Raw genomic sequence first — 12,873 nt, 5'->3', positions numbered from 1 at the left:
ACGTGGCATTCCGGTAACGGGGTCTTTCCAGGCAGCCGTTGTTGATCTTAAATTTCGGCGACCGTCGCCAGTAGTCAGTCGTGGCGGCGGCGTCGAAAGTGGAGGGCAACTACGTGCCACAAGCAAAGAAATCTCTACCCGGGCGAGTCAGGCGCGGATCGGTCAGCATCCTGGCCACCACCGCCCTGATCGCGGCGGGCCTGGCCGGCACACCGGCGGCAGCCACCGCAGCGCCTGCCCCGACCAGCAGCGGACCGATAGCCCGCTACCTCGTCCAACTCGATGAGCAGCCGTTGGCCACCTACGCTGGCGGCGTACCTGGTCTGGCCGCGACCAAGGCGGCCGTTGGCGGCAAGCTCAACCGGAGCTCCAGCGGTGCCAAGGCCTACCAGGAGCACCTGCGCCAGAAGCGCGGCACCGTGCTGACCGGCGTGGGGCTGCCCGCCGACCAGGTCAAGGTCGCCTTCGACACGGCCTTCAACGGCTTCGCGGCGGATCTGACCCGTACCCAGGTGGCCCGGCTGCGCGCCACCCGCGGCGTGCGAGCCGTGTACGAGGACACCAAGGTGCACACCAGCGCCGTGCCGACGTTGAGCTATCTCGGCCTGACCGGTCGCGACGGCACGTGGCAGCAGCAGTTCGGCAATGTCGACCACGCCGGCGAGGGTGTCATCATCGGCGTCATCGACAGCGGATTCTGGCCGGAGAGCGCCAGCTTCGCCGCGCTGCCCACCCCGCGCCCGGACCAGGCGGTCATCGACGCGAAGTGGAAGGGCACCTGTGACGTCGGCACCGAGGCCCCGGTCACCTGCAACAACAAGGTGATCGGTGCGCGTTGGTACGGCAGCCTCGCCGACGCCTTCCCGGACGAGTACTCCTCGCCGCGTGACCGCAATGGACATGGCACCCACACCGCGAGCACCGCGGCGGGCAACCACGGCGTGCCGGCTACTGTCGCCGGCCAGTCCGTCGGCGAGATCTCCGGCGTGGCGCCGGCCGCCCGGTTGGCGATCTACAAGGCGCTCTACGACACCGGCTTGGGCACGGCGACCGGCAGCTCGACCGACATCGTGCACGCCATCGACGACGCGGTAGCCGACGGCGTCGATGTCATCAACTACTCGGTCGGCGACGACCTGGAGAACTTCAGCGCGGTCGAGCAGGCGTTCTTCAACGCCGCCGCGGCTGGCGTCTTCGTGGCCGCGGCCGGCGGAAACGCCGGCCCCGAGGCAGCCACCATCGACAACTCCACCCCCTGGGTGACCACGGTGGCCGCCAGCACCATCGACCAGCAGTTCAGCCGGAAGCTCACCCTCGGCAACGGCAAGACCATCACCGGCGTGGGCATCGGTTCGGCCACCGCCGGGCCGGCGCCGCTGGTATCCGGCAAGGCCAGCGCGCTGAACCCCGACAACACCCAGGGTGCCGAACTCTGCGTGGACGGCGAACTCGACCCGGCCAAGGTCACCGGTGCGATCGTGTTGTGTCTGCGCGGGGTCACCGACCGGGTCGCGAAGAGCGCCGCCGTGGCCAAGGCCGGCGGCGTCGGCATGGTGCTCTACAACGACGGAGTGAACTCCCAGGACGCTGACACGCACTCGGTGCCCACGGTGCACATCCTGGACACCGACGCCGCTCCGATCCTCGCGTACATCGCCTCGGGCAAGGCCACGGCGACGATCTCGGCCGGCGGCCTGACCTCGGTCGAAGCACCCCAGGTCGCCGGTTTCTCCTCGGCCGGACCATCGAACTTCAACGGCAGCGACCTGCTCAAGCCGGACATCAGCGCGCCCGGCGTCGCGGTTGCGGCGGCGTTCTCCCCGGCGATCGCCGGGCAGAATTTCGCCCTCGAATCGGGTACGTCGATGGCATCCCCGCACATCGCTGGCATCGCCGCCCTGCTGCGGGCCCAGCACCCGGCCTGGTCACCGTCGGCTATCCGGTCGGCACTCATGACGACAGCCGTGGACACCACGAACAAGGGCAACCCGATCAAGCTGGGTGACAGCGACGCCACGCCGTTGAACTACGGCGCCGGCGAGGTCCGACCGGGCGACGCGTTCGACCCGGGTCTGGTCTACGACTCCACCGAGCAGGACTGGCGGAAGTACCTGTGCGGGTTGGCCGAGAAGGGCAACGCGGTACCGGCTGACGACTGCGACACGATCGGTGCGATCGCGACCAACCAGCTCAACTACCCGTCGATCTCGATGGGCAACATGGTCGGTACGCAGACCGTGACCCGTACCGTGACCAACGTCAGCAGCAAGGCCGGCGACTACACCGCCAAGGTGCGGGCACCCCACGGTTACTCCGTCAAGGTCACTCCGGCGAAGCTGCACGTGCTGCCGGGCCGGACCGCGACGTTCCAGGTGCAGATCACCAACAAGTCCGGCGCCTTCGACACCTGGACTGACGGCTCGTTGACCTGGCGCGACAAGTCTCAGCACCACGTCACGATCCCGCTGATCGTCCGCAACACCGGGTTGGTCGCGCCGGACGAGATCACCGGCACCGGCACCTCCGGCGCCTTCGCGATGACCACGCAGGTCGGCTTCCGGGGCAACCTGACCGCGGTTTCCACCGGCCTGACCTCGGGCACCAGCACCGACACCACGCTCTCCGGTGACGTGCCGCTCTGGGACTCGCGTTCGCCGGACAATCTGCCGGTGCCACTGCCGGCATCGATCTACCGGGGCACGGTGCACGTACCGGCCGGCGCGGTCAACCCGCAGATCCTGGTGACCGGGCATGGTGCGCACTGCGATGACATCGACTGGAGCGCCAACCCGCTCCCGCCGTGCGCGGAGTACTTGATCGACGTCTACGACAGCACCGGAAAGGTCGTGGACCTCAAGTACGGCGCCAAGGACGGTGCCCGCGTGGTGCTGCCCGGCGCCGGTGACTACACCCTGGTCATCGAGCAGCTGTACACCCTCAACACGGCGCCCGGTGCGGGGGCGAACACGTACACCATCACCACCCTGCTGCCCGGGGTGCCCGGCACCTCGGAGGGCAGGGTGACCATCGATCCCAAGCGACGCACCGTGCTGCCCGGGGCGACGGCGGACGTGACGCTGAACTGGTCCGGGCTCACCCCGGGCCGTCTCTACGTCGGTGTGCTGGTGTTGAGCAACGGCAAGGAGCCGCTCAAGACCCTGCCGATCACTGTGCGGTCCTAGCCCATCCCGCCCAGCGGGGCGGGCTCAAGAGCAGTAGATCGTGGAAGGGAACGGCCCAGGAGGGGTCGTTCCCTTCCACGATCTGCGTCAGGACTCCGGGGCGGCGCTCTACGCCGACGGTGGCCCGTTCTGCACCCGGTGGATCAGATCGTGCAGTGGCTTGGTGCCGCTGCCGACCATCACACCGGTCACGATGGCGTCGATCCAGATCGCCACACCGTTCCACTCGGCACCCGCTACCGCGTGCAGGACGTAGAACCCGCCGGCGCTGGACGCCACGGTGGCCAGCCCGCTCGCGAGCCCCCACGCGACGATCGTGCGGTTCGCCTTCGCCCGCGCCACAGCCGCCGTGGCCACGGCGACCGCCTCGCGGTCGGCCTCCGTCGGGCCGTCGGGCCGCCCGTTCATGTCGGCCACCGTCCGCGTCAACGCGGCCTCGGCGGCGCGCCCGGGCAGCCATCGCGAGAACGGTTCCAGGATCCGCTCGACCGCTGCGGCGAAGACCAGAAGGGTGAGGAAGACCGCGGTGGTGTCCGCGGGCTGGATCTTCGCCGCCGAGGCGCCGCTACGCCAGATCATCCAGCCAGCGGCAGCGCCGCCGGCAATCAGAGCGAAACCCGCCACTACCGCGCCGGGGCCGGCCTGCTGCGACGCCCCGATGACCGTCAGCTCTGACTCCTGACCGGGGTGGGGCGTCGCCGTCCCCGCTGCGGCATCGGCTGCTACCGGCCCAGCGGCCGCCCCGCCCCCTGCCGCTTGCGACTCAACGTGTGTGGATGACTGTCCAAGCAATTCCCTGACCAACCTTTCGACCTGCCGTTGCGAGGCGTTGAGGCGTGACGGCCCCAGAATCTCCGCCGCTCAACGACGCATTGCGCACCGATAGCGCTCGGGGCGCGAGACTACGGCACAAGATCGAACACAGCGTTGCGAGAAAGGACACAGTGGAGAAATTGAACAAATCCGCCTGTCAGCCGCGTAGGCCGCGGATCAGCAAGAGGTAGGCGCAGTAGGCCATCGGCACCAGCAGGAAACAGATCAGGAAGCCGAGCGGCAGATAACGCGGCGGGGCCCCCTCAACCATGGCCGGCCGCCCCCACCGACCCAACACCAGGTACCCCCCGAAGAACGCCACCGCCGGCAGCCCCGCACAGATCCACGCGCCAAGCGTGAACCCGTCGACCAGACCGACCCCGGAGGCGAGCACCAGAGCCAGCATGACCACCCCGGCCGCCGCCGCACAGCCGGCGTAGATGGCCACCGCCCGAGCCAGCGGTGACCACGTCGGCAGGAGCACCGGCCGCTGGGCCAACAACTCCGCGTGCTGCCCGTGCCGGTCGGCCTCGTCGGCCATCCGCCGGGCCAGCTCCAGCTCCACCGCCGGGTCGACCGCCGCCGCGCGCTGCGCCGGCACCGCGCCCGCCGGGCTCACCGCCGTCGGCAGCGCCAGCCGCGCCTCCCCCGCCGGCAATTGGGGGTACGCCCCGACCCCCGCCCGCCCTGGCACGCCGGCTACGCCGGCGGGTCCCCCGACCCCCGATCCGGGTGCGGTGAAACGGGGCTCCGCGGCAGCAGCGGGGGCGGAGGCCGGCTTGTCGAGGCCGATCGCTCGGCCGAGCTGATCGAGGCGCTGCCCCTGGGCGGTCAGCCTCTGCTGCAGGTAGTCGGCGGCGGCGTGCAGGTCACGACGGCGCTCAGACTCGGCGGCGGCGTGCTGCTCGCCGGCGCGGTGCTGCTCGGCGAGCTGTCGGGCCAGCGCCGCGTACTCCTCGAAGGACACTGTCACCGCTCCAAGTCCGGCTCGTGCCCGTCGCCGATGAACGGGACGATCAGCCGTGTGCGCTGGTCGTGCCGGTCGACCAGCAGCGCCCGGTCGGCGCGGGGTGTGTAGGCCAGGTCGTGCACCCCGAGGTGCAGGGCCAGTTCGGGCCCGGGCACGTTGAGCGCCACCAGGCAGGCGACGTCGTCGCGGTTCTGTGTGCCGCCGAGGTCATCGGCGAGCCGCCGCAGCCCACGCCACCAACCGAGCACGTGCACCCCCTGCCCGGGGCCCTGGCGCAGGAGTGTGCGCAGGTCGTCCAGGCCCGAGCGGAACGTGCCCGGGTCGGTGGCCCCGAGGACCGGCGCGGCGGCGTCCATACCGAACACCACCAGGTATTCGCGGCCGGTGGGCTCGGCGGCCAGCGCGGCGATGCGCTCGCGCAGCCCCGCCGCGTCGAGGCGCTGCACCGGGTGGCCAGCGGCCCGCAGGACGGCTTCGGTGTCGTCGGCGACGGGGTCGGCGGCGGTGACCAGGGAGGCCAACTGGAACCGGGCATCACCAGGGGTGTGCTGGCGGGCGAGGCTCAGCGTCGCGGCGCGCAGCACGTCCGCGCCGGTCGGCGCGGTGCCCACCACGGCGAGGTGCCGGCCGGGGGTGGTGTCCATCAGGAACAACGCGGTGGTGCCGTGCACGTCGACCGTCCGGCCGACCAGGGCCATCGGGCGTCGGCCACCGGGGCGCAGCCCGGCGAAGGTGGGGTCGTCCTCGACCCTCGCTGCCTCGTACCCCTTGAAGACCGCCGGTGCCCGCGAGCCCGGCGGGCGGGCCTGCCACAGCTGATGACGCAGTGCGGCAAGGTCCGCCGCCGCCGCGTGCGCGTCGGGGAAGCGCAGCACGGTGTCGGCGCCGACCGCACCGGCGGCGGTGTTGACCACGGCGGAGCCGATCGGCAGGGCCGCGGCGGCGTCGTTGAGCTGGTCGAGCACCCCGCCACCGCCGGGCAGCGCGACCCGTAGCGCGAACTGCCCGAAGATCGCCTCGGCCCGCCCGTAGAGGGCCTCGATGCCGGTCATGCTCTGGCTGGCCAACACCAGGTGGATGCCGTACGAGCGGCCCTTGCGGGCCAACTCCTCCAACAGGTCCACGGACTCGCGGGCCAACGCGTCGTTGCCGGCGAGCAGCACCTGGAACTCGTCGATGACCGCCACGATGCGCGGCAACGGATTGTCGCGAGGCAGGTCCGCGAGCTTGGTGACGCCGTGCCGCTTCAGCGCGGTGGCCCGGCGTTGCGCCTCCCGGCGTAGCTCGCGCAGCACAGCGAGGCCGTACTCACGGTCGGACTCGATGCCGACGGCACGGGCGTGCGGCAACCAGGACGGGTCCCGCCCGGTGGGCACGAACTCGGTGAAGCTCACGCCCTCCTTGAAGTCGAGCAGGTAGAGCTGCAACTCGGCCGGGGAGTAGCGAGCGGCCAGCCCGTAGAGGACGTCGAGGAGGAAGACGGTCTTACCGGCGCCGGTGCGCCCACCGACCAACCAGTGCGGAGTGGCGTCGTCGAAGGCGAGCGTCAGCGCAGTGTCGAAGGCGCCGGTCAGCGGGGTGCCGCCGGCCCGACCGATCACCGTCCGCAGGCCGTTGCCGGCGGACTCGACCCAGAGCCGCTCGGGCAGCAGGTCGGTGAAGGGCAGCGCGTCGGCGCGGCGGGCGGCGGCGCCCAGGTGTTCGGCGAGCGCGCGCACCGATGCGGGCGGCGGGTCACCGTCGAGCCGGACGGGTGCGGCGAGGCCGGTGCCATCGGCGCTGAACGGGGTGCCAGGTGGGTCGCCGACGTGCGCGTACCCCTGGTTGAGCCGAACCGCGGTGGTGCCGCCCAGCGGCGTCGCGGTCTCGCCGGGCAGCCGGGACGGATGACCGGCGAGCAACACGCAGACGGCGGCGGCCGGGCCGGCGTGGGTGAGCGCGGCGAGCCGGGCCAGCTCGCGCGGCGGTGGCGCGGCGGTAGCGACCACCACCAGCAGGTGCCGGGCGGACGGCTGGGCGTGCTGCGCGGCGCGGGCGTGCTGCTCGGCGCTGTCCAGCAGCGCGGCCACCTCGGCCTCGCCCGTGGCCGGCGGGTCGAGCACCCCAGCGTCGAGCAGTGGGCGCAACGGGCCGAAGGTGGCGCCCACCGAGGCGGTGTCGATGCCGGCGACCCGAACCTGCCCGGGCGGTGCGGTGGCAACCAGCCGCAGCACCAGTGCCCGCAACAGCCCGGCGACCTGCGGGTCCCGGACGTCGGTGTTCAGGGCCAGGTGGTGGCCGCCGCCGAGCGGAACCAGCACCGGGAAGCCACCGTCCGAGGTGGACGCCTCGCCGATCCGAACCGCGGCCGGCTCGTCGGTCAGCGGCGTGGCGCCCGGGGCGGGCGTGGCCAGGGCGCCGCCGAGGCGGGCCAGGCGGGCAATCAGCTCCTCAGCGCCGGCCGGCGCGACGGCAACCGGTGCCGTGCCGAGCGCGCTCCGCGCGGAGTCCAGGTGCGCCCGAGCCGCCCGATGGGAGTTGACCGCCTGCCCGTACGCCGACGCGAGCCTGCTCAACCTCTGCCCCCAACGCCAACGGCCGCCTGGTCCCAGGAACCCTAACGGACACCGGTGGCACCCGGACAGTCCTGCGAGGACGTGTCACGCCGGGCCTCTCAGGCGGGACCTTGTCATGCCGGACCGCAGGCCGCCGAGCTGGACGCGTCGGCCATGCCACAGCGGAACACCTCCACCGGTGCCGTCGCCACGTCGGGCACCTGCTCCACCCGCATCAGAGCCAGCCGCTTGTCGATCGGCTCCCCCGAGTCGGGGGTGAACCGGATCAGCCCGGCGACCCCCCGGTAACCCTCGCCGGTGTTCTGCCGGAGCACCTCCGCATGCACACCGACGGGGTTGACCGAGGTCGGCTCCCACCGTTGACGCGGATCGGCGTGATGCAGCCGGGCGGCGAGGCTCTCCACCGCGCGGACCAGCATCATCGCCGCGTCGTAGGCGAGGCTGACCCGCTCGCCGACCTGATAATCGGTGTCCGGCCGGCAGCGCGGCGGGTCGAGCAGGTCGTCGGCCTGGATCCAGGACAGGAAGCTGGCCCGGGCGTCGTCGCGCCGGTCCTGGGCGGTCCGCAGCGCGGCACAGGTGGCCAGGGCGGCCTTGGAGACGTACGTGACCGGCAGGTTGCCCGGCGCGGCGGCGCGCAGCCCAGGATTGGCCATGTAGCGGTTCGCCGAGTCGTCGGCGACCAGATGCCGGGGCGGGTTGGCACCGCATTCGCGCAACGCCCGCAGGAAACCGTCGAACTCCGTCCACCGACCCGCGTAGAAGAGCAGACCGGGGTAGCCGCACTCGCCGGTCAGGCGCTGACCGGTGCGCCACTCGTCGAGGCGGGTGATCCGGGCACCGAACCGCTGTCGGAGCCCTTCGACGAGGGTGTTCACGTAGAGGTCCTCGGTGAGCGAGCTGCCCTCCAGCGTCGTGTAGAAGACGTGCGCCTCGCCGACCTTCAACACCTGCTGGGCGTACGCGTCGACCATCTCCACCTGATCCGCATTGGGCGCGGAGATCTGCAGGTAGAGGCGGGAGTTGGCGTCCATCCGGTCGGCGGAGAGCGTGGGCGCCAACACCGGCAACCCGACCCGGTTCAACTCGCGCAGCGCTCGGGCGGTGCTGGTCCGGCTTTCCACCAGCCCGACCACACCGAGCACCGTGGGGTCGTCCCGGGCCAGCTCGGCCAGCATCGCCACAGCGCGGTCGGCGTAGCTCATCTGCCGGCCGCCGTTGGCCACCACGATCCGCAGCAGCGCGGCACCGTCAGCGCCAGCCGACTCCTTCAGCAACGCGTACTGGGCGGTGGCCATGCCTTCGAGCTCTTCCCGCTCGGAGACGTACGACTCCTCGTCGGCGCGGGTCCGGTTGCCGGTCAGGGTGCCCAGGTAGACCAGGGTGAGGAAGGGGCGACGCCGGTCGCTGCGCTGCCACACCTCCTCGGCGGCCCGGTTCTGCGCGAAGATGCGCTGTTGGATGGTCCGCAGCCCGTCCTGGCCGGGGTCGTTGTTGAACACCTGCGCCGCGCTGTCGCTGTAGCCGACACATTCGCCGCTGGCGACCACCTCGACCGAGACCGTGCCGCCGCCGAGCGAGGGGTGGCAGCCCGGCCCCCACCGACTGCCCACCCACGCGCCAGCCACGACCAGCAGCACCAGGCAGAGCGCCGCCGGCAGGAAACGCCGCGACCACCAGGGCGGGTCAGGTGCGGAGAACGGCCGGATGCCACCCCGCGACGGTGGCCCGGTGTCGGTGTCGTCGGGCCGCAGCGCCACGAGCCAGGCCGCCCGGCGGCGCAGCCGCCGCATCTCCGGCAGCGCCTCGGCCCACTCGTCGTACGCCTCGTCGGCCTCGGTCAACGGGTGCGGTTCAGGCAGCTCCGGCGGGGGTTGCCCACCGGACGCGACGATGAGCAGCGGATCGTTACGGCCCGTCTCGGTGCGGACGTCGCCGATCAGGCGGACCAGTTCCCCGCCGACGTTGCCGGGTGCGACGTGATCGAGCAGCAGAGCCGGGTACGCGGTGCGCCGCCAGTCCGACGGGCGCCACGGCCGACGCCGGTACGCCTGCCGCAGGTCCTCCAGGAACGCGTGCAGCAGCAGCTTGTTGACCTGGTCGGGTTGCTCGCCGTCGCGCCACCCGGCGGTGAGGCGCTCGGCGAAGCCGAGGAAGGTGACCGACTGCCGGGGCGCCAGATACTGCTGGCGCATGAACCAGTTGTAGTGCCGCCCGAGCACCGGCACCCGGCCGGAGACGGCGGCCCGGAACACCACGCCGGGCACGGCGCGGCGGACCAGCCAGAGCAGCACCTGCGAGACGATGCTGACGGCGTCCCCACCGGAGGGCAGCGCCTCGGGCGTACGCGGGCCCCGGCGGTCCCGCAGCCGGCGGACCAGGGCCGCGCGGCTGTCGTCGGCGTCGATGCCGAAGCTGAGGCTCTGGTGCATCAGCCAGTCGGCGAGCGGGTAGTGCCGGAAGCGCAGCCGCGCGGCACCGAACGCCTCCAGGGAGAGCTGCCGGTGCAGCTCGCGCAGCAGCGCCGGCACGTCGCCGGCACCCGGCGGCGCGTCGGCGTCCAGCACGGCGTGCGGCACCCGACGCCGGGGGCCCTGGCTGAGGAAACGACGCAGCGGCACCATCAGATCCGGGGTGTCGGAGCGGACCAGCCAGAGCAGCGGCAGTCTCCGGTCGCCGCGGCGGGGTCGCCGCAGCAGCCGCGCCAGCAGCGCCAAGAACTCCAACCCGCCGGCCGGCAGCCGGTCCCGGCCTCCGGCCGCCTGTCGCTGGCCGATCAACTCTCGCCTGGGCACCTCCGACTGCGGCACGCGTCACCTCCGATCCACACAGTGTGACCTTGCGGCGCAAGAGACACCAGGGACGACGACGCCGTGCCCGGCGAGGTAGGGCGTGGCGGGCCGGCGACGCTCACGAATGTCGATTAGGTTGGCGTGGCGAACACCCGATGGAGGGAGTCCACCCCGTGCGACGAGTTCTCACGGCGGCCACCGCCGCCCTGACCCTCACCACCGCCGGCACCATGCTCGCCGGCACCCCTGGCCAGGCCGCCCCGACCGGTTGGGGCCGTCCCGTCGTCACCGTGGCGCCGCAACCCGGCGCGCCTGGCCTGGGCGACAGCTACTTTCCCGACTACGGCAACGGCGGCTACGACGTCGAGCACTACGACGTCCGGCTGCGCTACGACCCGGCGACCGACCAGCTCAGCGGCACCACCACCATCCTCGCCACCGCCACCGAGGACCTCTCCGCGTTCAACCTGGACTTCCTGCTCGACGTCGAGTCGGTGCGGGTCAACGGTTGGGCGGCGAGCACCAGCACCGCGGGTGCGCACGAGTTGGTGGTCACCCCGGCCCGCACGGTGACCAGGGGCCAGCAGCTCACCATCGTGGTGCGCTACGCCGGCATCCCGTCGGAGACCCTGGTCGGCGGCTACACCGGCTGGACGCGTACCGACGACGGCGCACTCGCCGTCAACGAACCCGAGTCGGCATGGTGGTGGTTCCCGAGCAATGATCACCCCCTGGACAAGGCCACCTTCGACATCTCGGTGTCGGTGCCCACCGGCGTCGAGGTGATCAGCAACGGTGTGCAGCCGCGCCCGCCGCTGGCCGAGGCTGGCAACCGCACCCGGTGGATCTGGCGGACCACCTCCCCCACCGCCCCCTACCTGGCGTTCATGGCCATCGGCCAGTACGACATCGTCACCGACAACACCCCGAGCGGCCAGCCGGTGATCAACGCGTACAGCACCTCGTTGGGCGAGCTCGGGCCGGCCGCGCGGGCCAGCGTCGAGCGGACCGCCGAGATCGTCGACTGGGAGAGCGGGATCTTCGGCCCGTACCCGTTCGAGGCGCAGGGTGGCGTCGCCGGTCCGATCGACGGCATCGGCTTCGCACTGGAGACGCAGACCCGACCGGTGTACGGGCCGGGCTTCTGGCGACGCGGCGCCAACACGTACGTGGTGGCGCACGAGAACGCCCACCAGTGGTTCGGCGACTCGGTTTCGGTGGCCGAGTGGAGCAACATCTGGTTGAACGAGGGCTTCGCCTCGTACGCCGAGTGGCTCTGGTCGGAGGAGCAGGGCGAGGGCACCGCGCAGGAGGTGTTCGACTTCGCCTATGCCACCTACCCGGCCGACGACGAGTTCTGGCAGGTGCTGCCCGGCGACCCGGGTGCCAACCGGGTCTTCGACGACGCCGTCTACGACCGGGGCGCGATGACCCTGCACCAGTTGCGGCTGGCCGTCGGCGACGACGCGTTCTTCGAGATCCTTCCGGCCTGGACGGCCGAGCACCGGTATGGCAACGGCACCATCGCGCAGTTCCAGGCACTGGCCGAACGGATCTCCGGGCTGGACCTGGACGACCTGTTCACCACCTGGTTGTTCACCGCCGGCCGACCCGACGTGGCCGCCGCCGCGCGTAAGGCCGCCCCGCCGACCGAGCCCAGGTCCTGGGCCAAGATCCGCGAGGCGCACCAACTGCTGTCGCACTAGGCATCCGGTGTGAACGGAAGGGCCCGCCACCCCTGCGGCGGGCCCTTCCGGGTCGCCGGCGCCCCGTCTCCCCGGCATCCCGCTGTTCTCCCGGGGCGCGGACCGACGACCGACCACTTCGGTGCTTGCCTGTAGAGCTGCCCCAGAAATGGGGCGATGACGGCGGCCCATATCTGGGGCAGCTCTACAGGCACCGTCAGGGGGTTGTCACCCCCGCCCACCCGGCCGGGGGCCGGGGGCCGGGGGCCGGGAGCTGGGAGCTGGGAGCTGGGAGCTGGGAGCTGGGAGCCGAGGGCCGAGGGAGGCCCGCTCAGGACATCGCTGGGACACCTGTCGCCGCAGCCGTGCTCGCCTCGATGGCGCGGATGTGCCGGTAGGCGAACCAGAGCGGTGGGAACGCCCCGACCGCGAAGGAGAGGTCGATGAGAGTCCAGAACCAGGGGATGTCCCGGATCGGGCCACAGATCAACGCCAGTGGGACGATGCCCGCGCAGGCGATCATGCCGACCTGCACCACCCAGACGTTGCGTACCGGGTCGCGCAGCGGCCCCCAGAACGCCACCGCCAGCACCAGATGGGCGAAGGCCAGCCAGTCGGTGCCGTACAGCAGGAACGGATAGTCCGCGCCGGCGGTCACCAGCCCGGTGTGAACCCGCTCGATCCACTCGACCAGGGCGGGCAGTTGGCCGGCGAGGGGATCCAGCACGCGCAGCAGCCAGCGCACTTCGATCTCCAGCGGAAACGCGGTGGCACCGCTCAGGAAGAGCCCGATCAGCACGATCCACAGCCACCGGCGGGTCCGCCGTAGCCGCTCCTCGATGTCCATGAACGCAGCGTAGCGATGATCTTCGTGGT

Annotated in this window: 7 protein-coding genes; 2 read left to right on the top strand and 5 right to left on the bottom strand. The window is 71.8% G+C overall.

The window, feature by feature from the left end:
* The first annotated feature begins 113 nt into the window (after positions 1-113).
* Entirely contained in the window at positions 114-3,182 is a 3,069-nt protein-coding gene (locus ACLQ28_RS27145) for a S8 family serine peptidase (protein ID WP_425689090.1), read from the top strand.
* Positions 3,183-3,290: 108 nt separating this feature from the next.
* On the opposite strand, the gene ACLQ28_RS27140 is transcribed toward ACLQ28_RS27145, so the two are convergent.
* From ACLQ28_RS27140 to ACLQ28_RS27125, 4 genes are all read right to left on the bottom strand, one after another.
* Entirely contained in the window at positions 3,291-3,761 is a 471-nt protein-coding gene (locus ACLQ28_RS27140) for a hypothetical protein (RefSeq protein WP_425689089.1), read from the bottom strand.
* A 391-nt stretch (positions 3,762-4,152) separates the two neighbouring features.
* Positions 4,153-4,968, bottom strand: a complete 816-nt coding sequence (locus ACLQ28_RS27135; protein WP_425689088.1) for a hypothetical protein — start codon at positions 4,966-4,968, stop codon at positions 4,153-4,155.
* Positions 4,965-7,520 (bottom strand): FtsK/SpoIIIE domain-containing protein, encoded by a 2,556-nt coding sequence (locus ACLQ28_RS27130; protein ID WP_425689087.1) that lies wholly within the window; start codon positions 7,518-7,520, stop codon positions 4,965-4,967. The genes ACLQ28_RS27135 and ACLQ28_RS27130 overlap by 4 nt, the downstream gene beginning before the upstream one ends.
* A 113-nt stretch (positions 7,521-7,633) precedes the next feature.
* Positions 7,634-10,330 (bottom strand): hypothetical protein, encoded by a 2,697-nt coding sequence (locus ACLQ28_RS27125; RefSeq protein WP_425689086.1) that lies wholly within the window; start codon positions 10,328-10,330, stop codon positions 7,634-7,636.
* Between the two features lie 155 nt (positions 10,331-10,485).
* Here ACLQ28_RS27125 and ACLQ28_RS27120 point away from each other — a divergent pair, with 155 nt between their 5' ends.
* The gene (locus ACLQ28_RS27120; protein WP_425689085.1) at positions 10,486-12,018 is read left to right on the top strand and encodes a M1 family metallopeptidase; all 1,533 of its coding nucleotides are present in this window, start codon (positions 10,486-10,488) and stop codon (positions 12,016-12,018) included.
* 310 nt (positions 12,019-12,328) lie between these two features.
* Here the strand turns inward: ACLQ28_RS27120 and ACLQ28_RS27115 are convergent, their stop codons facing one another.
* Positions 12,329-12,844, bottom strand: coding sequence for a hypothetical protein (locus tag ACLQ28_RS27115; RefSeq protein WP_425689084.1), 516 nt, complete (start codon positions 12,842-12,844; stop codon positions 12,329-12,331).
* Positions 12,845-12,873 lie beyond the last annotated feature (29 nt).

Origin of the sequence: Micromonospora sp. DT201 (assembly GCF_049841575.1) — a bacterium.
GTDB lineage: Bacteria > Actinomycetota > Actinomycetes > Mycobacteriales > Micromonosporaceae > Micromonospora.
This window is presented reverse-complemented; position numbering and strand designations above follow the sequence as displayed.

What these genes read in the sequence shown, in the direction of transcription:
- ACLQ28_RS27115 (WP_425689084.1), bottom strand. Translation starts at nt 12,844, where the DNA reads ATGGACATCGAGGAGCGGCTACGGCGGACCCGCCGGTGGCTGTGGATC.
- ACLQ28_RS27140 (WP_425689089.1), bottom strand. Translation starts at nt 3,761, where the DNA reads ATGATCTGGCGTAGCGGCGCCTCGGCGGCGAAGATCCAGCCCGCGGAC.